Origin of the sequence: Bradyrhizobium sp. LA6.8 (assembly GCF_040547935.1) — a bacterium.
GTDB classification, from domain to species: domain Bacteria; phylum Pseudomonadota; class Alphaproteobacteria; order Rhizobiales; family Xanthobacteraceae; genus Bradyrhizobium; species Bradyrhizobium barranii.
Genome location: NZ_JBEPQQ010000006.1, coordinates 186605 through 213162, shown reverse-complemented (window position 1 = coordinate 213162; position 26558 = coordinate 186605). Strand labels below are relative to the sequence as shown.

Annotated in this window: 22 protein-coding genes; 9 read left to right on the top strand and 13 right to left on the bottom strand. The window is 65.6% G+C overall.

Annotated elements, in window-relative coordinates:
- Positions 1–163: 163 nt before the first annotated feature.
- On the top strand, positions 164–580 hold the full coding sequence (locus tag ABIA90_RS27440) for a winged helix-turn-helix transcriptional regulator (RefSeq protein WP_080583959.1): 417 nt from the start codon (positions 164–166) through the stop codon (positions 578–580).
- A gap of 267 nt (positions 581–847) precedes the next feature.
- Positions 848–3112: a TonB-dependent siderophore receptor gene (locus ABIA90_RS27435; protein ID WP_354120689.1), complete on the top strand. Its 2265-nt coding sequence runs from the start codon at positions 848–850 to the stop codon at positions 3110–3112.
- Positions 3113–3222: 110 nt separating this feature from the next.
- On the opposite strand, the gene ABIA90_RS27430 is transcribed toward ABIA90_RS27435, so the two are convergent.
- Positions 3223–3579, bottom strand: coding sequence for a hypothetical protein (locus ABIA90_RS27430; RefSeq protein ID WP_259256789.1), 357 nt, complete (start codon positions 3577–3579; stop codon positions 3223–3225).
- A 399-nt stretch (positions 3580–3978) separates the two neighbouring features.
- On the opposite strand from ABIA90_RS27430, the gene ABIA90_RS27425 reads away from it, so the two are divergent.
- Entirely contained in the window at positions 3979–5079 is a 1101-nt protein-coding gene (locus tag ABIA90_RS27425; protein WP_354120690.1) for a hypothetical protein, read from the top strand.
- A 115-nt stretch (positions 5080–5194) separates the two neighbouring features.
- On the opposite strand, the gene ABIA90_RS27420 is transcribed toward ABIA90_RS27425, so the two are convergent.
- On the bottom strand, positions 5195–5806 hold the full coding sequence (locus ABIA90_RS27420) for a DUF2147 domain-containing protein (protein WP_028148559.1): 612 nt from the start codon (positions 5804–5806) through the stop codon (positions 5195–5197).
- 107 nt (positions 5807–5913) lie between these two features.
- Positions 5914–6942, bottom strand: coding sequence for an NAD(P)/FAD-dependent oxidoreductase (locus tag ABIA90_RS27415; RefSeq protein ID WP_354120691.1), 1029 nt, complete (start codon positions 6940–6942; stop codon positions 5914–5916).
- A 181-nt stretch (positions 6943–7123) separates the two neighbouring features.
- On the opposite strand from ABIA90_RS27415, the gene ABIA90_RS27410 reads away from it, so the two are divergent.
- Positions 7124–7591 carry an acyl-CoA thioesterase gene (locus ABIA90_RS27410; RefSeq protein ID WP_063982232.1) on the top strand — a complete coding sequence of 156 codons (468 nt, stop codon included), beginning with the start codon at positions 7124–7126 and terminating at the stop codon, positions 7589–7591.
- A gap of 15 nt (positions 7592–7606) precedes the next feature.
- Here ABIA90_RS27410 and ABIA90_RS27405 read toward each other — a convergent pair whose 3' ends face one another.
- Both ABIA90_RS27405 and ABIA90_RS27400 read right to left on the bottom strand, forming a co-directional pair.
- Positions 7607–7927, bottom strand: a complete 321-nt coding sequence (locus ABIA90_RS27405) for a 2Fe-2S iron-sulfur cluster-binding protein (RefSeq protein WP_014493954.1) — start codon at positions 7925–7927, stop codon at positions 7607–7609.
- 166 nt (positions 7928–8093) lie between these two features.
- Positions 8094–8468 (bottom strand): Hpt domain-containing protein, encoded by a 375-nt coding sequence (locus tag ABIA90_RS27400; RefSeq protein WP_354120692.1) that lies wholly within the window; start codon positions 8466–8468, stop codon positions 8094–8096.
- A gap of 395 nt (positions 8469–8863) precedes the next feature.
- Here ABIA90_RS27400 and ABIA90_RS27395 point away from each other — a divergent pair, with 395 nt between their 5' ends.
- Positions 8864–14572 carry an apolipoprotein A-IV repeat region-like domain-containing protein gene (locus ABIA90_RS27395; RefSeq protein WP_354120693.1) on the top strand — a complete coding sequence of 1903 codons (5709 nt, stop codon included), beginning with the start codon at positions 8864–8866 and terminating at the stop codon, positions 14570–14572.
- Positions 14573–14751: 179 nt separating this feature from the next.
- Here ABIA90_RS27395 and ABIA90_RS27390 read toward each other — a convergent pair whose 3' ends face one another.
- The 3 genes from ABIA90_RS27390 to ABIA90_RS27380 are packed head-to-tail and all read right to left on the bottom strand — an operon-like array spanning position 14752 to position 17568.
- The gene (locus ABIA90_RS27390) at positions 14752–15633 is read right to left on the bottom strand and encodes an MlaD family protein (protein ID WP_354120694.1); all 882 of its coding nucleotides are present in this window, start codon (positions 15631–15633) and stop codon (positions 14752–14754) included.
- 16 nt (positions 15634–15649) lie between these two features.
- Entirely contained in the window at positions 15650–16432 is a 783-nt protein-coding gene (locus ABIA90_RS27385; protein WP_208087736.1) for an ABC transporter ATP-binding protein, read from the bottom strand.
- A gap of 2 nt (positions 16433–16434) precedes the next feature.
- On the bottom strand, positions 16435–17568 hold the full coding sequence (locus ABIA90_RS27380; RefSeq protein WP_354120695.1) for an MlaE family ABC transporter permease: 1134 nt from the start codon (positions 17566–17568) through the stop codon (positions 16435–16437).
- Positions 17569–17711: 143 nt separating this feature from the next.
- Here ABIA90_RS27380 and dgcA point away from each other — a divergent pair, with 143 nt between their 5' ends.
- Entirely contained in the window at positions 17712–18707 is a 996-nt protein-coding gene (gene dgcA / locus ABIA90_RS27375) for an N-acetyl-D-Glu racemase DgcA (protein WP_354120696.1), read from the top strand.
- On the opposite strand, the gene ABIA90_RS27370 is transcribed toward dgcA, so the two are convergent.
- Positions 18677–19873 (bottom strand): MFS transporter, encoded by a 1197-nt coding sequence (locus ABIA90_RS27370; protein ID WP_354120697.1) that lies wholly within the window; start codon positions 19871–19873, stop codon positions 18677–18679. The genes dgcA and ABIA90_RS27370 overlap by 31 nt on opposite strands.
- 75 nt (positions 19874–19948) lie before the next feature.
- Between ABIA90_RS27370 and ABIA90_RS27365 the strand changes: the two genes are divergently transcribed.
- Positions 19949–21313 carry a hypothetical protein gene (locus ABIA90_RS27365; RefSeq protein ID WP_354120698.1) on the top strand — a complete coding sequence of 455 codons (1365 nt, stop codon included), beginning with the start codon at positions 19949–19951 and terminating at the stop codon, positions 21311–21313.
- A gap of 218 nt (positions 21314–21531) precedes the next feature.
- On the opposite strand, the gene budC is transcribed toward ABIA90_RS27365, so the two are convergent.
- Positions 21532–22302, bottom strand: a complete 771-nt coding sequence (budC, locus tag ABIA90_RS27360) for a meso-2,3-butanediol dehydrogenase (protein WP_354120699.1) — start codon at positions 22300–22302, stop codon at positions 21532–21534.
- A 138-nt stretch (positions 22303–22440) separates the two neighbouring features.
- Positions 22441–22800 (bottom strand): hypothetical protein, encoded by a 360-nt coding sequence (locus ABIA90_RS27355; protein ID WP_247309142.1) that lies wholly within the window; start codon positions 22798–22800, stop codon positions 22441–22443.
- Between the two features lie 151 nt (positions 22801–22951).
- Between ABIA90_RS27355 and ABIA90_RS27350 the strand changes: the two genes are divergently transcribed.
- A complete protein-coding gene (locus tag ABIA90_RS27350) occupies positions 22952–23335 on the top strand; it encodes a VOC family protein (RefSeq protein WP_354120700.1) in 384 nt (127 codons plus the stop codon).
- On the opposite strand, the gene ABIA90_RS27345 is transcribed toward ABIA90_RS27350, so the two are convergent.
- Positions 23328–23537, bottom strand: coding sequence for an RbsD/FucU domain-containing protein (locus tag ABIA90_RS27345; protein WP_354120701.1), 210 nt, complete (start codon positions 23535–23537; stop codon positions 23328–23330). The genes ABIA90_RS27350 and ABIA90_RS27345 overlap by 8 nt on opposite strands.
- Positions 23538–23684: 147 nt before the next feature.
- Between ABIA90_RS27345 and ABIA90_RS27340 the strand changes: the two genes are divergently transcribed.
- Positions 23685–25493 carry a caspase family protein gene (locus ABIA90_RS27340; RefSeq protein ID WP_354120702.1) on the top strand — a complete coding sequence of 603 codons (1809 nt, stop codon included), beginning with the start codon at positions 23685–23687 and terminating at the stop codon, positions 25491–25493.
- A gap of 73 nt (positions 25494–25566) precedes the next feature.
- Here ABIA90_RS27340 and ABIA90_RS27335 read toward each other — a convergent pair whose 3' ends face one another.
- Positions 25567–26550, bottom strand: a complete 984-nt coding sequence (locus ABIA90_RS27335) for a threonine/serine dehydratase family protein (protein WP_028153337.1) — start codon at positions 26548–26550, stop codon at positions 25567–25569.
- Positions 26551–26558: the final 8 nt, after the last annotated feature.

The following is a 26558-nucleotide window of genomic DNA, read 5'->3' as shown; positions in this document are numbered from 1 at the left end:
GCAACCGCCGCAGGATTTGAATGCAGAGACCCAATGCGAGCCGAAGCGGTCGCTCGTTCATCACCGCCTCGCCGATATCGATCTTTGCGAGAGCCACGATGCGCGCTAATTTGGGGACTGACAATTACGCACAGGCCAGGCCTCTAGTATCACGGAGTGAACCATGCAGAAGCTCGGCAGCAAGACGTATGATTGTGCCGTGGGATGCCCCGTGGAGGCCACCCTCGATCTGATCGACGGCAAGTGGAAGGGCGTGATTCTCTATCACCTGCTCGACGATACGATTCGCTTCAACGAGCTCAAGCGGCGCCTGTCCCGGATCACGCAGCGCATGCTGACGCGCCAGCTCCGCGAGCTCGAGGCGGACGGCCTCATTCATCGCGAGATCTATGCGGAGGTCCCGCCGCGGGTCGAGTATTCCCTGACGGCGCTTGGGCGCTCGCTCGAACCGGTCGTTCGCATGCTCTGGACATGGGGCAATCAGTATCTCGCGACGGAAGCTGCCCGTGCCGGCGCGGTCAACGGCGCCGTTTCGCTCTCGCCGCGGGTCAGACGGAGCCTGCCGGCAGGCCGCGCGTAGGCGGTCCTCTGCGTTTCCACGATGCCTTGCGGCGACGGCAAGTAAATCGCACTCGCCGATCAAGACGGCATCGGTCTACGCCGCGACGAGACACGATTCTCCATCCTCACATGAGGCCATCCGCGCACCGCCATCAAGCGGCGCGCGCTCTACTTATATAAATACTAATTCCAAATCTGATGATGGAGGCACCATTGCGCCCCTCCCGCACTTCAAGCCTTCGACTGCGCTTGTTAGTCGTCCGCCCCGCAAATGATGGGGTCGCGAATGACTACATATCTCAGAACGACGGCAGGATTGATCGGCGGCGCGCTGCCGCTGTTGGCAGGCCTGATGGATGCGGCGCCGGCCGAGGCGCAATCATCGTCGCAGGAATTGCCCGCCGTCGTGGTCGAGCAATCGTCGCGGCCGGCAGCGCGCACACGTCCATCTAGCTCCCGGCAGGCAGCGCAAGCCGCGAGCCGCCGTCGTCAGGCCGAGCGCGCACCATCGAACGCCGATACACAGGCGGCCGGCGCGAGCACGGGCGCAGAGACCGCGACAGGCCCCGTCCGCGGCTATGTCGCGACCCGCAGCGGCACCGGCACGAAGACCGACACGCCGCTGCGCGAGACGCCGCAGTCGATCACCGTGGTCACCGCCGACCGCATCATCGACCAAGGCGCGACCACAGTGCAGGATGCGCTGCGCTACGTTCCGGGCGTGTTCGCGGACGCCTACGGCGCGGACTCGCGCGGCGACTATCCGCGCATCCGTGGCCAGGACCCGAACATCTATCTCGACGGCACCCGTGTGGTGAACACCTGGAACTTCAATGAGTGGCGGCCGGAGCCGTATACGCTGGAGCGCATCGAGGTGCTGCGCGGTCCCTCCTCGGTGCTTTACGGCGACACCTCGACCGCAGGCCTTTTGAACCTGGTCTCGAAGCGCCCGCAGGCCGAATCCGCCAATGAGATCGGCGTCCAATACGGCAGCTTCAACCGCAAGCAGCTGCAGCTCGACTCGACGGGCAAGCTGACCAAGGACGGCGAGTGGCTCTATCGCTTCATCGGCGTGTTCCGCGACAGCAACATGCAGACCGACTACGTCAAGGACGACCGCATCGTGCTCGCACCGTCGCTGACCTGGCGGCCGACCAACAACACCAGCTGGACCGTGCTCGGCACCTATCAGAAGGACACCACGGGCTCCTCCACGGCGTTTCTGCCGCATGAGGGCACGCTCTATCCCGGCCCCAACGGCTTCATTCCGGTGCAGCGTTTTGCCAGCGAGCCTGGCTTTGACAAATACCAGACCGAGACCGGCGCGATCAGCAGCCTGTTCGAGCACAGTTTCAGCGATGGCCTGAAGATCCGGCAGAACCTGCGTTACGCCCATGTCGAAGGCATTTATCGGTCGATGTGGCCGGATCTGAATTTTGTCGATCCGAGCGATCCGAACTATCCGTTTCTCGATTCCGGCAGGCGCACCATGGCGCGCAGCGTGTGGAGCCGGGAGACGGTCAAGGATAGCCTGACCTCGGACAGCAATGCCGAGCTGAAATTGCAGACCGGGGCGGTCGCACACAAGGTGTTGCTCGGGGCCGACTACCGCGAGGCCAGGGAGCGCGCGCAATCCGGCTTCGCTACTGACCCGACACCTTTCGATCTCTACACGCCGGTCTACAACGGCGTGACCGCCCCGGCGATGTCACCCGAACCGAACCTCCGTCAGAGCCAGTTCGGCCTCTACGCTCAGGACCAGTTGCGGCTCGGACCGTGGCTCGCGGTCCTCGGCCTGCGCCACGACTACGTCACGAGTGACACGCAGGGATCTCCGGTCGAGAACTATCAGGCGACAACCGGCCGTGCCGCGCTGATGTACGAACTGCCGTTCGGCCTCACGCCCTACGTCACCTACGCGCAATCGTTCAACCCGATCTTCGGCGCTGGAATCTGCGCCACGGTATGCGCGCCTCAGCGTGGCGAAATGGTCGAGCTCGGCTTCAAGTACAATCCGACACCGCGCAATGCGATCAACGGCGCGATCTTCGACATCACCGAGAAGAACCGGCTGGCGAGCGATCCTGACAATCCCCTGCTCTCGATCCAGACCGGCAAGGTCCGTATCCGGGGCGCCGAGCTCGAGGTGCTCACGAGCCTGACTCCGGATCTCGACCTGATCGCCGCCTACACCTATATCGATGCCCGCGTGGAGAGCGGCGACAATGCCGGCAAGCATGTCGAGACCGTACCGGATCACCAGGCCTCGCTATGGGCGAAATACCGCCTCGCCTGGTTTGGCCTGCCGGGCGTCACCGTTGGCGGCGGCGTGCGTTACATCGGCCAATCCTGGGACGGCACCGACACCATCCGCACGCCGGACTACACTTTGTTCGACGCCATGGTCCGCTATGACAACGGCCCCTGGCGACTTCAGGTCAATGCCAGCAACCTCTTTGACAAGCGTCACCTCACCACCTGCCGGATCGGCGGCGACTGCTTTCTCGGTATCGGCCGCACGGTGCTCGGCAGCGTGACGTACAAATTCTAGAGCATGATCCGGAAAAGTGTGTAGCGGTTTTCCGCACAGATCATGCTCAAACAATAATCTAAAGCGCGATGACGATTCATCCCAATCTCATCGCGCTTTAGGAACGACCGCTAAGTCATGCTGCCGGGCATGAAGCAGCGCACGCGGGGATGGCCGTCGACATAGTGTTTCCACACCATGGTTCGACCGATCTTGTTCGGCTCGGTGATCACCGCGCCGTCGGGCACGACGACCCATTCGTCGTCGATGCGTACGCGGTAGTGGCCGCTATCGGATTCCCAGTCGACGTCGGCTATGACGTAGCCGTCGGCATCCGAGCAGCATTGCCCGTATTTGCTGTGCAGGCTCTCGAACCAGGGTTTTAGCGGCGAGTTGGCATAGCGGCCGTCGTCGCGCGCCAGCGCCGAGGTCGCAAGCAGCGCCGTCGCCCCTAGCAGCGCCGCCGCACATAGTCTGGCAAGTCGCATGTCGTCTCCGCGGATCGCGATCAGCGCCGCGAGGGACAGACACCGCCGTCCGCCTTCCGCACGGTGGCGGCGGGCGTGGAGACGGCGACTCGCTCCCCAGCGGCTTTGCGACAGCTATGCAAATCCGGCGCCAGCGTGCATTCCGGAGAACTACGGCCGCACGGTGTTGCCCCGGCCGGCGCGCACGTCCTGCATGTCGAACGCGCCGGCAATTTGCCGCAGCTGTTTTGGAGGCTTTCCTTGTTCCGCGAGGACGTGTACGAAACGGCCGCGGACGCGCGCCGCATCGTTTAATCAACTGTTTCAATTAGAGAAATCAGGTGTTGGCGTGACTGGCATTGGACCGTCAGCGCTATGAGTTCGAGAGAGTTGCTTCCTGGCCAGCAGGATTCGACCGACTTGCCCGCAAGCGAAGTGCAGTTTGCGCTCGTGATTTCGCGCATGCTCGAGACGGTGAAGGACGACGCGGATGCCAGGCGGCAGATGGTCTACGACCTTGCCCGCTACAAGCTCCAGGAGCAGTTCACCTACGCCGACGCCCGGAACATCGACCAGATGAAGCGGGCGCTCGAGGTCGCGATCGAGGAGGTCGAAAAATTCTCGCGCGACGAGGCGCCGCTGGAGCGCTTGCCGTCACAACAGCTCACGTCGTCAAAGGCGACTGAGACAGGCGGCCTCCTGGTGTCCGGCGACGCGACCGTTTTGCGATCGAGGATCGAGATATCCCGCAACAAGCTGCCTGCGATCTCGGGCTCGCTCCTACCGGTGATCAAGCGTACGGCGGCCATCCTGCTTGCCGTTGGCGCCGTCATCCTGATCGTCTCGCAGCGAGACAACATCGCCGCGCTGCGCCGGCAGATTTCGTCCCAGGCCCAGGAGATCGCGCAGGTATCGCCCAAGCCGGAGGCGACGATCACGGTCGCCAAGCCGGAGATGGTCGCCCCCGCTCCGCCTCCCCCGACGCGCGTATTGCCAACCGACTACGGCATCTACGCATTGATCGACGACAAATCGCTGGCGGAATTGAATGCGACCGGCGTGATGGCGCCGGACATGCGCATCGCGATTTCACCGGAGTTCAAGAAGCCCGATCGCCCGCATCTGCCGAACGGCCGCGTCAAATTCATCGTGTTTCGGCGGGACGCCGCGAACGTGATCCCGGAGCGCGTCGAGGTTCGGGTCGTCGCGAAGATCGCCAGAGAGTTTTCGACCGATGCTGCAGGCAAAAATCTGGGCGGCGGAGAAGACGTCGGGGTGATCCGAAACTTCGCCTATCCGTTCCGGGTGTCGCCGATCCCGGGGAAGCCCGAGATGTACGAGCTACACACTGGCGATTCAGGGCTCGAGCTTGCGCCGGGACATTACGTCCTGAGCCTGGGATCGCAGGCCTATTATTTCCAGGTCGACGGCGAGATCACCGATCCCCGGCAATGCCTCGAGCGGGTCGTCGCCGGCAACGGCACGTTCTACGCGCCTTGCAAGAAGGCACGGACGTATTGACGGTCGTCGAGACCGTCGTTGCTGAGGCACGCCCGAGCCACACACTCAACTGTCATCGCCCGACTTGATCGGGCGATCCAGTATTCCAGAGACAGCGCGAGGATACGGAGGAGCCCTACTGCTTCGGCGCCGGCGCCATCATCGCGCCGCCCTTCTTCGCCGCAGGCGCGGGCGCAGGCTTCGTCGTCGCGGCGGTCGCCTGTGCCGGAAGATATTTGGCGACGATGGCAGGATCGACCTGGGCGATGTAGGCGTCGGGAAGACGCGTCCAGGTCTCGTCCTTGCCAAACAGGGAGATGCCGAGGAAGCCGCGCATGGTCAGCGTCTGCCCGTCCGCGCTGACCGACATCTTGGCCTTCCAGATGTTGCCGTCGCGCGGATTGACCACGTTGCCGCCGTCATACTTCAGGCCGTCGCGCTTCATGTCGCGGATGAAGGAGAGCCCGAGCACCGGCGCGTTCTTGCGATCGTCCGTGCATTTCGCACAGACCTCGTTCGGGTCGTCGCCGGGGCGCGGAAAGGTTTTTGCGATCACGCCTTCGAAGATGCCGTTGTGGTCGACGAAGAGAAACCATCCCACCGTCTTGCCGTCCTCGATCTTCTGCCAAAGACCCGCGGCGGTTGGCTGCTGCGCCTGAGCGGCTACCGGCCCAACCGCGCCAAGCGTCAGCGCAACAGCGAGCGCGAGGAGCGAGAGCAGCCGAAAGCTGGAAAAGAGAGTCCGCATTATGATCACCTTGCTAAGCCGCCACTGCAATGGCCGCAGACTACGGCGATTTCGCGAACGGTTCCAGCGCCAGAAACATGGGGCATGGCCTGCCGAACCCGGTGCCGTCAGTTGACACCGAGCTTCTTTTGCAGACTGGAGGACGAGGTCGTGTACTGGAACACGAGCCGCTTCTCCGGATAGACGTAGCGATGGGCTTTTTGCGACATCAGCGCGCCCTCGTGGAAGCCGCACAGGATCAGCTTGATCTTGCCGGGGTAGGTGTTGATGTCGCCGATGGCGAAGATGCCGGATACGTTGGTCTCGAACGCGGACGTCTCGACCGGCACCAGATTGTTCTCGAGCGCGATGCCCCAGTTCGCGACCGGACCGAGCTTCATGGTCAGCCCGAAGAACGGCAGCATGGTATCGCAGGAAATTTCGCTCACGCTGTTGTCGTTGCCCTTGACGGTGGCGCCGGTCAGCTTGCCCTCGGTGCCGGACAGCGCGGTGACCTGCCCGAGTCGCAGATCCATCTTTCCGTCGGCCACCAGCGCGCGCATCTGCTCGACGCTGTGGGGCGCGGCGCGAAAATCGTCGCGCCGGTGCAGCAGCGTGATGCGCTTGGCGAGCGGATGCAGATTGAGCGTCCAGTCGAGCGCGGAATCGCCGCCGCCGACGATCAGAACGCTCTTGTCGCGGAACGTCTCCATCTTGCGCACGGCGTAGTGCACCGAGGTGCCTTCATAGGCCTCGATGCCCGGCACCGGCGGGCGCTTGGGCTGGAACGAGCCGCCGCCGGCCGCGATCACCACCACCTTGCATTCGAACACCTTGCCCGCGTCGGTGGTGCAGCGAAACAAGGGATCGCCGATCTTCTCCACCGTCTCCACCATCTCGCCGAGATGGAAGGTCGGATGGAACGGCTTGATCTGCTCCATCAGCGCGTCGGTGAGGCCCTGCCCCGAAACGTGCGGAATGCCGGGAATGTCGTAAATCGGCTTTTCCGGATAGAGCTCGGCGCACTGGCCGCCGACCTTGTCGAGGATGTCGATGAAATGCGCCTTCATGTCGAGAAGGCCAAGCTCGAAGGCGGCGAACAGACCACAGGGGCCGGCGCCAATAATCAGCACATCGGTTTTGATCACGTCGCTCATGTCGTCTCTTTATCGATCGTTATCGGTTGGACGCCGCCCGGGGGCAGAAGTGACCCTGCCTGTCTAGCCAACGGGGATGGATCAGGGAAGGCATAAAAGCGGGAGCACCCCGCAGCCGCGCCCACTTGCCGGGTCAGGATAACTGGGCTGTAACGGGATGCTATATGACGGAGATCAATCGGTGAACGCACCAAGCCGCCTCGATACGACGCCGCGCCTGGAGGACTATCCCTATCGCCTCGGCGACAATGTCCGCTTCGGCGATCTCGATCCGAACCAGCACGTCAACAACGCGGTCTACGCCACTTATTTCGAGACCGGCCGTGTCACGCTGATGAAGAGCCCGGAATACGGGCTGACGCCGCCGGGCCTCGCCTGGATCATGGTGCGGCTCGACATCCATTTCCGCGCCGAGCTGCACTGGCCGAACACGATCGAGCTCGGCCTCGGCGTGGTCAAGCTGGGACGGACGTCGGTGACCTTCGAACAGGTGGTGTTTTCGGAAGGAAAGTGCATCGCATCGGCGATGTCGGTCGGCGTCATGCTCGACGAGGCGACGCGGCGGCCCGCACCGCTCACCGCTGAGATCATCGAGAAGCTCAGGCCCTGGCACAAGCGCGGTATCGAGGTCGCGCCGCCGAGCATCTAGTATAGTGAGGGACGATCAGGCCTGCCGTTCCGGCGTCGCCACGACGAGCCCGTCGAGTTCGTCGGAGACCTTGATCTGGCAGGACAGCCGCGAGTTCGGGCGCACGTCGAAACCGAAATCGAGCATGTCCTCTTCCATCGGCGTCGGGCTGCCGACCTTCTCGCGCCAGGCTTCGTCGACATAGACATGACAGGTTGCGCAGGCACAGGCGCCGCCGCATTCGGCCTCGATGCCGGGAATGCTGTTGCGGATGGCGGCTTCCATCACGGTCGCGCCGTTCTCGACTTCCACCGTACGGGTTTCGCCCTTGTGGTCGACAAAGTTAATCTTGGCCATGTGTGCTCGTGCTGCCGCGATGTTGCGAATGAAGGAGGGTCCGGGCTGTCCTATAACGGGTCGATCCGCCCGGCGCCATAGGGTTTTGAAGCGACGTGAATCCCGCTTCGCGGGAAGAAAACGCGTCAAAACAAAAGACTAGAGCGCGGTTTCTCGCCCTGTCGCCCTAGGGCTTCAGGATCGCCTCGATGGCGGCGCGAGCCTCGGTCACCGCCTCTTTCAGCGCGGCGAAGGCGTGGGGCTGGCCATGGCCGGTCCGGACCGCGGTCTCGAGGCTGGCCGCGGCATCGGCCACCGCAAAGGCGCCGATTCCGCGCGCCGAGCCGTTGAGCTTGTGGGCGAGTGCGCCGGCCTCGGCCGGCAGTGCTGCCATCGCCGCGACCAGGCGGACCGCCTGCTCGGCGAACATCGCGAGCACTTCCTGTTCCAGCTCAGTGTCCCCGAGCGTCATGCGCGAGAGGTGATCGAGGTCGAGCGGGCTGTCGATGGGTGCAAGCGGGGGCGAAGGCATCCAGTCCATCCGTTGCAGTTCAGGCGTCATGGCGCAGGCCCCGGCATCGCGCGATGTCCGCCGATCCGGCGGTCAAGTTCCCCCCACCGAAGCATGGAAATGGTTAACGAAGTGTTTGGGCCGTTTTACGCAAATCCGCCCGTTTATTGACGAAAAGTTGCCGCAATCCGGCGAGTCCGGTGGAGAATTCCATTTATTGCTAAGGCGTTACGGCGCTATCCTGTTAACGATGATTAAGATTGTCTTAATCCCGGGCATTTCATTCGCGACGCTCTGCCAATAGGATGTTGCGGAAATTGGCGGACAAGCCGTCCGGGTGGGGACGGCTGGGAATCCGCGTAAGCGGCATGATCCGGTCTGTGGGCTTGCGTAGCGCGCTGGGCTCGCGGGGGGACGCGTACAAGTAACGAGGGCTCGGACTGAACATGGCGAACACTCCGAAAAAGGTCAAAGACCCGACAGAAGTTGCGCTTTCTGCGATCCAGGAAGCCCTGAACATCAGCGACACGGCCGCGGACACCAGCCGCAACGCCTCGATGCGCAACGAAACGTCGTCTCCGGTGGGGCCGCCGGCTCCCCCGATCTTCGACGAGCCGACCTTCGAGCCGCGTCCTGCCGCCAACGAGCGCGCCACCGTGTTCGATACGATCGAAGAGCCGCGCAGCTCGCGCCGTGCCGCCAACGACGACCGCGAGACCATCGGCCAGTTGCTCCAGGCGCTTCAGAAGGGCCGCCCTGCCCGCAGCGTCTACACCTTCGCCACCATCTTCGCCGGCGTCTGGCTCGCAGCCTGCGCCGCGCTCACCGTCGGCTTCCTGCCCTCGATCCAGGCCGCCATGGGCCAGAGCGGCGGCGTGCTCGTCATCGCCGGCCTGATCGCGATGTTCTTCGCGCCGATCATGCTGTTCTACTTCCTGGCGAGCCTCGTCTGGCGCGGCCAGGAAATGCGCATGATCGCGCAGGCGATGGCGCAGGTCGCTATCCGCTTCTCCGAGCCCGAGGGCTCGGCGTCCGATTCCATGGTCACCGTCGGCCAGGCCATCCGCCGCGAGGTCGCGGCGATGGGCGACGGCATCGAGCGCGCCATCGCGCGCGCCGGCGAGCTCGAGACGCTGGTCGCCAACGAGGTTGCGGCGCTCGAGCGCGCCTATTCGGACAACGAAGTGCGCATCCGCTCGCTGCTCCAGGACATCGCGCACCAGCGCGACAATCTGGTCGGCCAGGCCGAGCAGGTCCGCAGCGCCATCTCCGGCGTGCAGATCGATCTGCGCCACGACATCGCGCTGATCTCGGACGCGATCGCCTCGCGCGTCGACGAGGTTGCCAAGAGCATCACCGGCGCGCTGGAAGAGCGCGGCGCCCACATCACTGGCGCACTGAGCAACGCCGGCGACAACATGATCCTCGCGCTCGGTGAGCGCGGCGGCGACCTGCTCGACCGCCTCGAGGAGGCCAGCAACGAGACCACGCGCGCCGTGCTCGACGCCAGCGAGCGGCTGACCACCAGCCTCAACTTCAAGACCGGCCACGTCCACGACGAGTTCGTCGACCTCGCCGACCGCGTCCACGAGATGCTGAACGAGCGTATCGACCGCATCACCGGCGAGTTCGAGCAGCGCTCCGCCGCGATCGTCGACGGCATCTCCGAGCGCACCGAGCAGGTGCACGACAGCCTGAAGAATTCGTCGGACTCGCTGCTGCTCGAGCTCGAGCTACGCTCCAACGACCTCTCCGCCAAGATCGACGATGCCGGCAACCGGCTCGCCGGCCACATCATGACCTCCGGCGACAAGGCGAGCGAGGCGCTCGACGCCACCGTCAACACGCTCGTCGCCAAGGTGGTCAGCCAGACCGAGACCGCGCACGACTCGCTGTCGCTGCAGATGAGCGCGTTCGACGAGCTGGTGAAGAACCAGGGCACCGAGCTGGTCGAGAGGTTCGCCCGCGACTCCGGCACGCTCGGCGCGCTGATCACCCGCCACATCTCCGAGTTCGACCGCACCGTGAAGACGTTCGGCGGTGATATCGTCGATCGCATGGGCCAGCGCACCCAGGACATCGCCGAGAGCCTGAAGACCTATGTCGACAATTTCGATACCCGCTTCACCTCGAACGGCGGGGCGATCACGGCCGTGCTCGACCAGCGCCTGGTGCAGTTCGAGACCACGGTCGGCGAACGTGTCACCAACCTCGACGCCTCGCTGAACGACAAGATCGTCAGCCTCGACGGCACGATCGAAGGCCACATCAAGACTTTCGACGACCAGCTCGTCGGCCGCGTCGCCGCGCTCGAGCAGTCGTTCGACACCCGCGCCAAGTCGGTGACCGAAACCATCGACGGACGCCTCAACACCCTCGCCTCGTCGCTGACCGACGGTGCCGCGCAGGCGATCCAGTCGATCGACTCCCGCCTCACTCACCTCACGACGTCGCTCACTGACGGCGCATCGCAGGCCATCGAGACGATCGATACCCGCCTCAACTATCTCGCGACCTCGCTCACCGATGGCGCATCGCAGACCATCCAGTCGATCGATACGCGGCTGACGCACCTCACGACGACGCTCTCGGGCGGCGCCTCGCAGGCGCTCGAATCCATCGACACGCGCCTCACCTACCTGACGACTGCGGTGACGAACGGCGCCTCGCAGGCCGTGCAGTCGATCGACACGCGCCTCACCCTGCTGACGTCGACGCTCACGGACGGCACCGCGCAGGCGATCGAGGCGGTCGACCGCCGCATCACCGGCGTCGCCGAGATGATCGACGGCCGCAGCACGCACCTGACCGACACGGTCACGGCGCGCTTCCAGGACATCCACCAGGCCATCGAGACCAAGGTCGGCTCGGTCGCCAACGACATCGACGTGCGCGTGGCGCAGTTCGAGGACCTGCTCGGCTCGCGTGTCGAAGCCGTCGCCGGCCGCATCGAAAGCAGCGGCCGTCAGGCCAGCGAGGACATGATGTCCCGCGCCGAGATGATCTCGACCGCGATCCGCTCGCATGTCGAGGACGCCGAACGCTCGCTCACCAACCTCGTCGTCAACACCAGCGAAACGATCCAGACCGGTGCGCGTACCGCCCAGCAGTCGCTGATGACGGTCTCCTCCGACGTCAACGCCCAGCTCAAGATGACCTCCACCGAGGTCGAGCGCGCGCTGACCGCGGTCGGCACCGGTGCTGCGAACTCGATCCTGAGCAGCGCCCGCGAGGCGCAGTCGACCCTGGTCGCGGCCTCGGGCGATGCCTCCAACCAGATCAAGGGGCTCGCGGTCGACGTCGAACGCACGCTGTCGGCGGCCGGTTCTGCCACCGCGGCCTCGATCCTGGCCGGCGCCCGCGAGGTGCAGACCACGCTCGTCACGGCGTCTTCGGACGCGGCCAACCACGTCAAGACCCTCACCGCCGACGTGCAGCGTTCGCTGTCGCTGGCCGGCGCCACCACGGCGGAATCGATCACCGCCGGCGCCCGCGATGCGCAGAGCGCGCTGATCGCGGCCTCGACCGAGACCGCCAACCAGATCAAGGCGCTGTCCTCGGACGTGCAGCGCTCGCTCTCGATGGCCGGCACCTCGACGGCCGAGACCATCATGACCGGCGCCCGCGAAGCCCAGACCACGCTCGTCAACGCGTCCTCGGATGCGGCGACCCAGGTCAAGTCGCTCGCGGTCGAAGTGCATCGGTCGCTCTCGCAGGTCGGCCAGTCGACCGCCGAGACGATCACGACCAGCGCCCGCGACGCCCAGAGCACCCTGCTCTCCGTCTCGGCCGAACAGACCAGCCAGGTCCGTTCGCTGGCGGCCGAGATGCAGCGCGCGCTGGCGACGGCCGGCGGCGCCACCATCGAGGCGCTCACCAGCGGCGTGCGCGAGGCCCAGGGCACGCTGATCACCGCCTCGACGGACGCGGCAAGCCAGATCAAGTCGCTGACCACGGACATCGAGCGCACGCTGACCTCGGTCGGCGCCGACACCGCCTCGACCATCCTCAACAGCGCGCGTGAGGCACAGACCTCGCTGACGTCGACGTCGGCGGATGCCGCAAGCCAGATCCGCACGATCTCGACCGAGATCGAGCGCGTATTGAGCACGGCCACGACCAACGCCACCAACGACATCCAGACCAGCGCGCTCAACGCCCAGAACGCGCTGATCAACGCCTCCAACGAGGCAAGCTCGCGCGTCAAGTCGAGCTCGGCCGACGTCGAGCGTTCGGTGCTCGCCGCCAGCAGCAGCTTCGGCCAGGCCATGACCGGCAAGACCGACGAGATCGTCACCTACGTGCAGCAGCAGGCCGACCGTCTGTCGAACATGATCGACTCCAAGCGCGGCGCGCTGGTCGATGCGATCGGCTCGAAGACCAGCCAGCTCACGCTCGACATCGACCGCGTCACCTCGGATGCGCTGAAGTCGATCGAGACGCGCGGCCATGCGTTCTCGCAGACGATGATGGGCAACGGCTCCGAAGTCGCCCGCACCATCAACGCGGCGAGCGAGATGGCCACCGGCGCGGTCGGCAAGTCGCTCAAGGACCTCGAGCAGGCCTCCCGCTCGGCGATCGACCAGTCGCGCCAGGTCTCGATCGCGGCCGTCACCGAGATGCAGGAGACCAGCAAGATCCTGCGTACCGACACGGTGGCCCTGTTCGAGCGTCTGCGCGAAGGCAATATCCTGCTCCAGGAGGTGCTGACCGGTGCGCACGACAACCTCAACTCGCTCGAGCGGGCGCTGGTGACTCGCGTCGCCGACTTCGTCTCGGCGATGAACGACGTCACCTCGCGCAACGGCGCTGCAACGCAGAACCTGGAAGACCAGCTCAACGTCTTCAACACGAAGACCACACGGGCGCTGCAGGACCTCGGCGAGCTGTCGACCCAGTTCGACGCGCACGGCAAGGCGCTGGTCGAGGCCGCGCAGGTCGTCGAGGTGAGCAACAAGAACACCACCGCTTCCCTCGCCGAACGCAAGCAGGCGCTGGAATCGCTCGTCACGACCATCGACCTGCGCACGGCCGATCTCGACCAGCGTCTGTCGCGCTTCACCGGCCTGCTCGATGAATCGCTGGCCGCCGCCGAAGAGCGTGCCCGCGACATTGCCCGCGTCGTCGCGGAGACCGCCGGCGCAGGTTCCGCCGCGATCACCCGCCAGTTCGAGGCGGTGCGCGTGGCGTCCGAGGAGGAGCACCGCCAGACCATCGAGGCCATGCACGACATCTACCGCCAGACCACGGACGAGGCGGATACGATGTTCAAGCAGTCGACCGAGAAGTTCACCAACCTCGTCTCCAGCATGAAGCAGATGGCGTTCGAGATGCACAACGAGCTCGAAGCCACCCGCAATGAGCTGCGCCGCGGCGTGCTCGAGATGCCGCAGGAGGCCGCCGAGAGCACTGCGCAGATGCGCAAGGTGATCGTCGACCAGATCGAGGCCCTCGCCGAGCTCAACCGCATCGTGGCCCAGCATGGCCGTGGCCTCGACGTCTCCACGACGGGCCGCGCCAGCGCGCAGCGCCAGGAAGAGCCGTTGCTGGCAGCCGTCGGCACGCGCAACACCGAGACTCGTGGCCGCGACACCGGCAGCGCCTCGACGCTGCCGCCGCCGGACCTCGGCATGCCCGCCCCCTCGCGCCGCACCGAAGCGCCGCCGGTCGCGCCCGCGGGCAACGACCAGGGCCGCGACGGCTGGCTGTCGGACCTCCTGAACCGCACGGACGCCAACCAGGGCGCTCCGACCGGACGTGAGGCCCCGCGTGGCCGCGCGACACCCGCGCCGCAGCCGCAGGCTCCGCAGGGTGGCAGCAATCCGCTGGAGTCGCTGTCGCTCGACATCGGCCGCCTGATGGACCGCAACCTCGCCGCCGAGATGTGGGACCGCTACCAGCGCGGCGAGAACAAGGCCTTCACCAAGCGTCTCTACACGCCCGCCGGCCAGAAGGCCTTTGACGAGGTCGCTCGCAAGTACCGCGCCGACCGCAACTTCAAGGGCACGGTCGACCGCTACGTCGCCGAGTTCGAGCGTCTGCTCGACGAAGTCGCCCGCGACGGCCGCGGTCCGCAGGAGCTGCGCAGCCACCTGACCTCGGAAACGGGTCTGGTCTACACCCTGCTCGCGCACGCGGCGGGTCGGCTGGGGTGATCAGCCCGTAGCGACAACGAACAGCGAATGAGAACGGAGGCCTCACGGCCTCCGTTTTCATTTGAGCCCGTCATTGCGAGGAGTCCTTGCGACGAAGCAATCCAGACTGCTTCCGCGGAGACGATCTGGATTGCTTCGCTACGCTCGCAATGACGAGGTGAGGTCCGTGTACTAAACGCCTACTGCCGCCTGCCGCTCGCGGCGGGCGCCGGCCTTGGCGGCTCTGCGGGCGACGGCGCGGCGGCCGGGGCGCTGTTGCTGGCGCCGAACAGCACGCGGGTCGGGTTGCGGTCGAAATTGTTCACGGCGCGGCTGATGTCGCCGAGCGTGCGGCGGCCGTCGGTCATCAATGCGCCGGAGCGTTTGTCGAAATCATCGGCCAGCTCGCGGATCGACTTCACCGCCTGGAACAGCTCGCCGCCGTCCTTGCCGCCGGCGAGCGTGTTGAGGCCGAGCATGAGGCTGTCGGCCTTGTGCATGACGCCGTCGACCTTGGCCATCACACCGTCGATCTTCTCGGAGTTGCGCGCGAGCGAGTTGGTGAAGGTCTCGAGGTTCTTCAGCGAATTCTTCACCGACTCCTGGTTGTCCGCGACGATCTTGTTGATGTTCTGGAGCGTGCCGCGGATCGCCTCGGTGACGTCCTGGAGCTTGTTGGGATCGGCCGTCAGCGACGGGATGCCGTCCTCGTCGAGCGGCGGCGGAGGGGCCGCCTCCTCGCCGCCCTTGAGCGAGATCGCGGCGACGCCGGTCAGGCCCTGGAATTCGAGGCCGACCAGGGTGTCCTTGCGGAGCGGGGTGTTGTTCTCGACCATGGCGAGTGCGACAACCCGCCGCGGGTTGTCGAGCTTCACCGAGACCACCTCACCTACCCGGATACCGTTGAAGTTGACGCTGCCGCCGTTGCGCAGGCCCGCCGCCGGGCCCTCGAACACGACGCGCAGGGGGCTGCGCTGCTTGGTGGTGTGCAGCGACTGGAACCACAGCACGAAGCCGATCGCCGCGGCGATCACCGCCAGCGTGAACGATCCGATCAGTACGTAATTGGCCCGCGTTTCCATCAGCTACTCCGGCACCTCAGCCCATCACCGCACGGGCGCGCTTGCCGTGGAAATATTGTCTCAGCCAGGGATGCTGCGAGGCCTGCATGTCGGCGATCGACCCTGCCGCAATGATCTTACCGTTCCCTAAAACGGCGATGCGGTCGCAGGCTGTGTAAAGGCTGTCGAGGTCGTGCGTTACCATGAAAACGGTCAGGCCCAAAGTACGCTGCAGCGTCCTGACCAGCTCGTCGAAATCGCCGGCGCCGATCGGATCGAGGCCCGAGGTCGGCTCGTCGAGGAACACGAGATCGGGATCGAGCGACAGCGCGCGCGCCAGCGCCACGCGCTTGATCATGCCGCCCGACAGTTCCGAGGGAAAGCGATCCGCGACTTCCGGCTTGAGCCCGACCATGGTGAGCTTGGCCAGTGTGATCTCGTCCATCAGCCGCTGCGAGACCCGGAGATATTCGCGCATCGGAAACTGGATGTTCTGCCGCACGGTCAACGAGGAGAACAGCGCGCCCTGCTGAAACAGCACGCCCCAGCGGCGCTCGACGCTGCGGCGCTGCGCGGTGCTGGAGGAATCGAGGTCGACGCCGAACACCTCGATGGAGCCCGCGACCTTCGGCACGAGGCCGATGATGGTGCGCGTCAGCACCGACTTGCCGGCACCGGATGGGCCGACGAAGCCGAGGATTTCGCCGCGCTTGACGTCGAGGTTGAGGCCATCGAGCACGCGCGTCGCGCCGAACTGCACGGTGATGTCGCGGACGCGGATGATCGGATCTTGAATCGCGTTTTGAGTTTCTTGCGCCATCGTCACATCCCGATCGAGGCGAAGAAGATGGCGAACACGCCGTCCATGACGATGACGAAGAAGATGCCCTTCACCACGGAGGCCGTGGTGTGCTGTCCGAGCGATTCCGCGCTGCCCTGCACGGCGAGCCCCTCGACGCAGGCGACGATGCCGATCACGGCCGCCATCACCGGTGCCTTGACGATGCCGACGATGAAATGGTCGATCGAGATGGCGTCGCGCAGGCGCAGCAGGAAGGCTTCGGGATCGACGCCGCCATAGAGCCAGGCGACGAGGCCGCCGCCATAGAGCGCGGCCATGGCGCCGAGGAAGGCGAGGATCGGCAGCGCCAGCACCAGTGCCAGCATGCGCGGCAGCACCAGGACCTCGATCGGGTCGAAACCCATCGTGCGCAGCGCATCGATCTCCTCGCGCATCTTCATCGAGCCGAGCTCGGCCGTGTAGGCGCTGCCCGAGCGACCCGCGACCATGATCGCGACCAGGAGGACGCCGATCTCGCGCAGCACCAGCACGCCGAGCATGTCGACGACGAAGATGTCGGCGCCGAACCGGCGGAAATGAAAAATGCCCTGCTGGGCGATGATGCAGCCGATCAGGAACGTGATCAGCACGATGATCGGCACCGCACGCCAGCAGACCTGCTCCATGTGGTGCACGGTCGAGGTCAGGCGGAACGAGCGCGGGTGGATCAAGACGCGAAACCCCGCCGCGAGCACCGCGCCGAGCATGTCGACGAGGCCCGCAACCGTGCCAGCGACCCCGGCCACGGCCCGGCCGATCTGCTCCAGCATGCCGGTGATGGTGACCGCGCTGCTGTCGACGACCGGCGTCGCCCTGACCCGCCTCACCTCGTCCACGAGGCTCGAATAATTGGCGGAGAGCCCCGCGATCTGCGCCTCGACGGCGCCCTGGGTCAGGCTGCGGCGCAGCCGCTCGATCAGCCAGGCGCCGAAGGTGTCGAGCTTGGCGACCTCGGAGACGTCGATGAAGATGCTTTGCGAACTGCCGGCGAGCTTTTCAGCGTCAGCCACCATCCGCTCCAGGACCGGCGCGAAGCTCGCGGTCCAGGTTCCGGTGGCGCAGAGTGCCAGCGCGTTGCCCCTGGCAATCCGTTCCAGCTTCGGATCGCCGCTCAATGTGTCCGCTCCCGTGCCGGGGCGCGAGAAACGGGTAGAATCAGATGGTTGCGCACACGCCCTTACCCGGAGAAGGTATCCCCAACTGGTTAATGTTAGTTGCTAGAGGTAACTAGCAGGTTCAGATTTCGCCAGAGTTCAAAATGACTTCCAGCAAAGTTCCGGCCCTCGCGGCGCGAATCGAGCGATTTCCCATCGCCGGCAGTTTCACCATCAGCCGGGGCGCCAAGACCGAGGCCGTGACCGTCGTGGCCGAAGTGAGCCGGAACGGCCTCACCGGCCGCGGCGAATGCGTCCCCTATCCGCGCTATGGCGAGACCCCCGAGGCGACCCTTGCGGCCATCCAGGCCATGCAGGCGGCCGTCGCGGGCGGCCTCTCGCGGGAGGCCCTGCAGGCCGCCATGCCGCCGGGTGCCGCCCGCAACGCGCTGGATTGCGCCCTGATCGACCTCGAGGCCAAGGCGACCGGCCTGCGGGCCTGGAACCTGCTGGACCGCCCCGTGCCGGGCGAGCGCACCACCGCCTTCACGATTTCGTTGGGCACCCCCGAGGCCATGGCGGCGGCGACCGCCAGGGCGGCGCACCGCCCCCTGCTCAAGATCAAGCTCGGCGGCGACGGCGATCCGGAGCGGATCGCGGCGGTTCGGAAGGCCGCCCCCGAATCCGAGCTGATCGTGGATGCCAACGAGGCCTGGACCGAGGCCAATCTGGAGCAGAATCTCGCCGCCTGCGACGCCGTCGGCGTCACCCTGGTCGAGCAGCCGCTGCCGGCCGGGAAGGATGGCGCGCTGGCGCGGATCAGGCGGCCACTCGCGGTCTGCGCCGACGAGAGCGTGCATGACCGCCCTTCGCTCGCGCCGCTCCGCGAGCGCTACGACGCCGTGAACATCAAGCTCGACAAGACCGGCGGGCTCACCGAGGCGCTGGCGATGGCCGATGCGGCGCAGGCGCTCGGCTTCGAGATCATGATCGGCTGCATGGTGGCAACCTCGCTGTCGATGGCCCCCGCAATGCTGGTGACGCCGCAGGCGCGCTTCGTCGATCTCGACGGCCCGCTGCTGCTGGCGCGCGATCGCGATCACGGGCTGCGCTACGACGACAGCCTGGTCTATCCGCCGGCTTCTTCGCTCTGGGGATGAGCGATGAGTCGATGCCGCGCCGACCAGATCACGAGCGCGCCGGCCGCGGCCATCGCCGCCATGACGTAGTACAAGCTGTCGCCGATGCGGGCGTAGATCGCACCTGACGCGATCGATGTCGCTGCACCCAGCAGCCCGTTGCACGCGGCGTAATAGCCCTGCCCCCGTGCGATCTGATGCGATGGCACGCGCTGCACCAGCAGATTCATGGTGCCGACGATGGTCATGCCGAAGGTGAGGCCGTGGCCGAGCTGCACGATCACGAGCAGCGCGAGCGGCGGCTCCTGCGCGGTGACGATCCAGCGCACCACGGCGCTCACACCGCCGATCGCGATCAGCGTGGACGGATGCAGCGAGAACCGCGGCGACAGCGCGAAGACGACGATCTCGGCGATCACGCCCAGCGTCCAGAGGCCCGCGATCGTCAGCCCGCCGAAGCCGTGGAGCTGCCAGTTGATGGCCGAGAACGTGTAATAGGCGACGTGGCTGCCCTGGATCAGTGCGGCCGACGCGATGACGGCCCAGAAGCCGCCATCACGCAGCAAGGCCTTGCCGGCATGCGTCTCGGTCGTCCTTCGCCTGACATCGTCGAGCGGCTGAAGCAGCAGGCTGGCGGCGACCGCAACGACGGCCCACGCGACGATGATCCAGATCAGATCGCGCGCCGCGATGTGGTCGACGAGAAAGCCGCAGGCGAGCGAGCCCGCGGCGAAGGCCGCCGACCCCCACAACCGCAACGGTCCGTAGTCGAGCCCGTAGCGGGCGACGCCGCGCAGCGCATAGGCATCGGTCAGCGGGGTCGTCGGCGTCCACATCATACAGGTCAGCGCATAGATCAGGAACAGCGCCAGCGGCTGCTGCTGCAGGCCGACCGCCGTGAACCCTATCGCAGTCGCCAGCACCGAGACCATCATGCCGGCGCGAATGGCATGTCGCCTTTCGGCAAGTGCGGTGATCTGCGGCAGCGTGGTGAAGCGCGTGATCGCCGGCAGCGCGTTGATGAGGCCGATCCAGCTTGCGTCGATGCCGATCGCCTTCAGCCAGAGCGGAAAGAACGGCAGATGCGTGCCCGACACCGCGAACACCGCCGAATAGAACAGCGCCAGACTCACGGCGAATCGCCGCTTCACGGCGGCTTGCGTGGGGATTTGTGATTCGCCTGCCATCAAACCAATTGCGATTCGGTCGATATCGTGGTGATCGTTACAGTAACGCGTAGTGATTTGCGCGACGAGATTGTCATGGCCAACGAAGCATTCGCCCTCTCGCCTATGTCTGCCCGTGCGGCCGAGCCGAACGAGCAGGATTACGACGCGATCCGCGAAGCCTTCATGGAGACCGCGCGCGGCCGCTGGTTCCTCGGCGAATATGCCAAGCGCAACCGCAATGCGGATACCCGCATGGTGCTCGATGCGGTCGCGAAAATCGAAGAAACCCTTGCGGCACAGCGACTACCGGTCGTCGAGGATCGCCTGCCCGAGGCGCTGGTCGAGATCCGCCGCGCCATCCGCGAAGCCGAGACCATCGCGATCGCCGCCTTCGATCCCGCGGCGATCGAGGCCAGCCTCGCGCCGATTCCGCGCGGCGTGCGCATCATCAAGGAGATCTCCTGGCGCTGGCGCGAGATCGGCGCCGACGGGCGAATCTGCGATCTCATTGATTCGCAGCTCGCCTCCATCGAGGCGGCTTGCGGGCAGCTATCGACCGTCGACCCCCGCGTCGAGCTCAAGGCCGCATTCGATCTGCTCAGGGATCGGGTCGAGCAGCTCGATGGTGACGGCGACACAGCGCCGCAAGCGGCGGTGCATCCCGCGCCTGTGCCGGTGCAGGAAGCGCCCGTCGCAGAGGCTGTGCCTGCCGCGATGGCCACTGAAGCACCCGTGGCTTTTACGGGGGCGCCGCAGGACATCGCAGCGACTCCCGCGCCTGAAGCAGCGATCGAGGCCAGCGCCGCCGAAGCACGCGCCGTTGGCGAGGAGGCATTGGACGTTGCCACCGAGCCGGAGCTCATCGCCGGCCATCACGTCGGACCCGAAGAGGAGGTCGCAGAGGCCGCCGCCTTCACTGAGGTGACTGACGGGGCCTCGCTCGACGCGGCCGCGGAAGCCGAGGACGAAGCCATACTCGATGCCATCGCGCTGGAAATGGCCGCGCCCGATCCGGAGTACGACGAGATCACCGAACCGGTCGAGCTGGAAGCGGCCATTCCGGCGCCGATGGCTGCGGAGGTCGCAGCCCCGATTGCGGCAGAGCTTCCGGAGCCGGTCGCAGCCGAGCCGGCCGCCACCGCAGTCGCGGAGGAGCCCGCCGAAGACGCGCCGATCGCGATGGACTCGCTCGCGCGCCTCACCGACGCCATTGCGGAGGCCGCCGCCGAAGTGATGGAGCAGCCGGCTCCGGCCATGGCGGCCGCCGCGACATTCGGCGCAGCCCCGACCGCGACGCTTCCGATGCCCTCGCCCTTGTCTGCCTCCTTGCCCGAGCCCTCGCTCGGGGCCACCATCCTCGCCAGCGGCATCCTGCAAAAGCCCCGCGCGGCGGCCAACGACCCCATGGCGCCAATCCGCCGCATGACCCAGGCCGAGAAGATCGCGTTCTTCTCGTAAGGGGCACGCTCGCTCCACATCGTCATTGCGAGCGCAGCGAAGCAATCCAGGGGCGTTCCGCGGAGGGATTCTGGATTGCTTCGCTACGCTCGCAATGACGGAGCAAGGTGAATCACCGCGCCCTCTCTCGTGTCCCGGACAAGCTGCAACGCGTAGGCGTTGCGGCGCAGAGCCGGGACCCAGGCTGTTGCACGGGTGTTCTCGCAAACCTAACCGCGCTACGCGAAGGGGGCCTGCCCGGTCGATGCGTCGACGCCGCCGTCGACCGGCAGGTTCACCCCATTCACGAAGCTGGCGTCGTCGCTTGCGAGAAATGCGATGACGCTCGCGACTTCCTCGGGTCGGGCTCCGCGCCCCAGGGGGATACGTTCCACCAGCTTCGCGAACAATTCCGGATATTGCTCCATGATCGGCGTCGTCAGGTCGGTGAGGGTCAATGATGGGCACACCGCATTGATGCGCACGCCTCTCGGGCCAAAGTCGAGCGCCAGGCTGCGTGTGAGATTGCTGACGGCACCCTTCGTGGCGTTGTAGAAGCTCAAACCCCGATCGCCGCCAAGCCCGCTGAGAGACGACACGTTGACGATCGAGCCGCCGCTTTCGATCAGATGCGGAAGCGCGGCGCGCGTCATGTAGAGGACACCGTCGACATTGACCGCGAAGAGATCTCGCCACAGCTGGACCGGCGAGCCCAGGAAATCTATCAGTGCACCCGTCCCGGCATTGTTGACGAGGATGTCGATCCTGCCGAATTGAAGGACCACGTCGGCGACCAGGCGCTCGACATCTGCGGCGATCGAAACGTCGGCGGATCGGATCATGCAGCGATCGGTGCCGAGTTCGGCAGCGACTTCAGCCAGCTTGACTTCCCGGCGCCCGTTCAGCACGACAATGGCGCCTTCGCCGTGAAAGCGCCTTGCGGCTGCGGCGCCGATGCCGCTGCCGGCGCCCGTAACGATGACGACTTTATCCTTGAACCGATCATTCATGCCAATAACTCCATCCGAAACCGCGAGGTCCGGACAAGAGCTAGGACACCGGAAAGACAGCCCGGTTTCAGCCGAACCGGATTCGGTTACGATTGAAATCTATCGCGCGAAGCGTTCCGCGAGGCGATGCGAGGCCGATCAGCCGCAATTCCAGACCGCGCCGATCGGGGTCCGCGTCCAGCACGGCCCGAAGCTGCCGCCATTGTAGCGGCCGCCGCCGAAGCCGGGCCGGCCGAAATAGCGCCATTCGCCATCCCAGCCGTAATATTGGGGCACCGGGTCGATGTACCAATGGCGGCGGTCGCTGCGTGACAGGCGCCGCATCGCTTCCTTCTGCTTGTAGAGCGGAATGCTGTTGCTCAGCGGCTGGCGATAGCCCGGCAGGAAGCCGTAGCCATGCCAGGCCTGTTTGGGGCGTTTTTGAACTGAGGCAGCCGGCGCGACGGCGGGCAGCAGGGACAGGATGACAGCAATAGATAGACACATAAGGCGCGACATGAACCGACCATAAACAGGCGCTTGCGAGAAGGCCATTCAAATCCGAGTGCGAGACTTTTCGCCGCTTCGATTCATTGGCTTCTCCCGATAAGCTCGCGAAAGCGCAGCATGAGAGCTGCGCGGGAAATTTGCATACTCCGGACTTAGCAAAATGTCTGAAACCCCGCGCGTCGGCGCTTTCGCCATCGTTCCCAGCAACGACCTTGCCGCAGCGATTCCGTTCTGGGAGCGCCTCGGCTTTGCGCGCGCGGGCGGTGACGCCGGCTACGTGATCATGACCGGTTGGGGCTGCGAAGTGCATCTCACGCAAGCCGGCGATGGCCCGTGGCGCGTGCCCGAGCACAATCCCTTCGGCGTCTTCATTCGCACGCCCGACGTCGAGGCCATCGCCGCGCGCGTGGACGATCTGATCATTCGCCCCGGTGGCGTGCTGCGTCACCGCGAATGGGGGATGTATGAGGTGGGCATCAACGGACCTGACGGTCTTCTCGTCAGGATCGGCTGGCCGTCAGGGCTGATGCATCGCCCTAGCTGATCACGCCCTTCCGGATCAGGAAGCATCCATAACCCCTGCTGTCGCCGACCTGCACGACGCCAAAGCTCGCCGCCGCCGCGCGATAGAATTCCGGGCGCGAGAGCTTGCCGGGAGCAACGGCGCGGCCGACCGCGCGTTCGATCTCCGCCAACACCGCGCGCTGCACGTCGGGGACGCGATCGGGATCGTCGACCGGCGCCATCACGCGCACCGGATCGGGATCGGTTCCAAGCGTGATTCAGATCACGCAGCCTACGCTAGTGATTGCGATCACGGACCACGGGCTCGAACGCGGCCAAGCTTCCTCGCAACCAATCTCGCATCGAGATGAGTGCCAGAGGAGCACGCCATGTTCCGCCTAAAGCCTTTCCTGATGACGGCTAGCCTCGTGGGAAGCCTGTTCGGCTTCGCCTGCGGCCCTGCTTCCGCGCAGGTCGCCCCGGTCCAGTCTGCCCCGACCGCGCTGCAAGGCCCGGAGCAGCGCGTGGCGCTGGTGATCGGCAATTCCAACTACAAGAACGCGCCGCAGCTCCGAAATCCCGACAATGACGCGGAGTCGATGGCGCAGTTCCTGAACTCCGCCGGCTTCGAGGTGGTCGCCGCGACCGACCTGACCCAGAACGACATGCTCCGCGTCGTCCAAGACTTTTCCGCCAAGGTTTCCGCGCGGGGTCGGAACACAGTCGCCATGGTCTACTACGCCGGTCACGGCGTGCAGCTCGCCGGCGAGAACTATCTCGTTCCCGTCGATGCCAAGGTTTCGAACCCCACCGAGCTCGTGAGCAACTCGGTGCGCCTCGTCGACGTGATGTCGACGCTGGAGACGATCCCGAGCCGCATGCGCATCGTCATCCTCGATGCCTGCCGCAACAATCCGTTCCCTGATGTCAACGACGCCGGCCGCGGCTTGGCCATCGTCGATGCGCCGAACGGCTCGATCGTCGGCTACTCGACCGCGCCGGGTGCGGAAGCTCAGGACGGCACCAACGGCCACAGCCCCTACACCCAGGCCTTCCTCAACGTCGCGCGCGAACCCAACGTGCCGATCGAGCAGCTGTTCAAGCGCGTGCGTCTGGAAGTGAACCAGACCACCAGCGGCGCGCAGATCCCGTGGGAAAGCTCGTCGCTGACCTCGGACTTCACCTTCTTCGGCGACACCGCTGTCGCCGCCACCCGCGCGCCGGTGAATGCGCCTGTCGTGCAGTTGGCCTCCAACCTGCCGGGCCGTTCGACGCGCCAGGCCTATGACTACGTCGTGTCCGAGGGACGTCCGGAGTACTATCAGGAGTTCATCCAGATGTACCCGCACGACCCGCTGTGCGACCACATCCGCTGGCTGCTCAACAACCTGCTGATCACGCAGGCCTGGCACAAGGCGGTGCTCGCGAACTCCCCGCTCGGCTACAAGAGCTTCTATGACAGCTACGGCAACAGCCCTTATGCGCAATCCGCGCTGAAGCTGCAGGCCCAGCCGAAGCTGATCCCCCTGATGCAGGCGACCAAGTTCCTGGCGCCGCAAAACATTGCCCCGACGTTCAAGATCGGCAATCTCGGCCAGCCCAAATACATGCCGCTGATGCAGCAGGGCAATGGCGGTGGGCAGATGAATGGCAATCTGCCGGTCGTGCAGAAGCCGGTGGACAGCAACGTCATCGGCAAGCTCGGCAATGGCGGTCAGGTCGTCAACCTGCCGGCGGGCAACAACCAGCCGAACGGCACGCCGTCGCAGACCCCGGGCAAGATCGTCACCCTGCCTGCGCCGACCAACACGACCAACACCAATGGCGGCATCGGCAAGATCGTCACCCTGCCCGCGACCAACAATACGCAGAACGGCGGCAGCAACAATAACGGCACGACCAAAGGCACGCCTGGCAAGATCGTGAGCATGCCGGTGAATGTCGGCAAGGGTGGCACGACTGTCGATACGAAGCCGGTCGTTCAGACGCAGAACAACCCGATCCGGGTCAACAACGGCGTGAAGCTCAACAACAACCCGGTGAACAAGGTGCAGGTCCAGAACAACCAGCAGAACAACCGCCCGCAATTCAATACGACCAACCGAATGGTCAACAACGGCGGCAACAACTTCCGGCAGTCGATGAACCAGGCGCCCTCCATGGGCGGCGGCAACAACCACCGCGGCTTCATGCGCTGATCGCCACAAGCGAAACGACAAAGGGGCGGAGCGGCGACGCTCTGCCCCTTCCTCATGTTAGAAGGTCCGAAACCTAAGCAACCAGCTCGGCAAACAGATCCGCATCGACATTGCCGCCGGAGAGCACGATGACGACGTTCTTCCCGGCGACGTCGAGGCGGCCGGCAAGCAGCGCAGCAAGACCGACAGCACCGCCCGGCTCGACCACCAGCTTCAGCTCGCGATAGGCGAACGCCACGGCCGCGCCGACTTCCTTGTCCGATGCCGTCACGCCGCGCGCCAAGAGCTTGCTGTTGATCGCAAAGGTCATCTCGCCGGGGATCAGGGCCATCAGCGCATCGCAGATGGTGCGGCCCGCGGGCCCGTGCGGCTCGCGGTGGCCGGCGGTCAGCGAAATGCCGTGATCGTCGAACGCCTCGGGCTCGGCCACCACGATCTCGGCGAGCGGATAGCGCGCCTTCACGGCCGTGGCGACACCCGCGATCAGGCCGCCGCCGGAGGCCGGCGCCACCACGATGTCGGGGCTGAGGCCGAGCGCAGCCATGTCCTCCGCGATCTCACGACCTGCGGTGCCCTGCCCCGCGATCACGAAGGGATCGTCATAGGGCCTGACCAGCGTCGCGCCGCGCTTCTCGGCGATGCCGCGCGAGATCGCCTCGCGGTCGTCGCGGTCGCGATCGTACAGCACGACCTCGGCGCCGTAGGATTTGGTGCGCTCTCGCTTCGACAGCGGCGCATCCGCAGGCATCACGATGGTCGCGTGCATGTCGAGGATCTTTGCAGCCGCCGCCACGCCCTGGGCGTGGTTGCCGGACGAGAACGCGACGACGCCGCCGGCGCGCTTGTCCTGCGGGATCGAGGCGACCTTGTTGAAGGCGCCGCGGAACTTGAAGGAGCCGGTGCGCTGGAGCATCTCCGGCTTCAGGAAGACCTTTGCGCCGACGCGCTCGTTGAGCACGGGAAAGGACAACAGCGGGGTGCGGATGGCGAAGGGCGCGATCACGCGTGCTGCTGCATCGATATCGGCAGGGCCGATCGGGAGGAGCTGTTCGGTCATGCCTAATG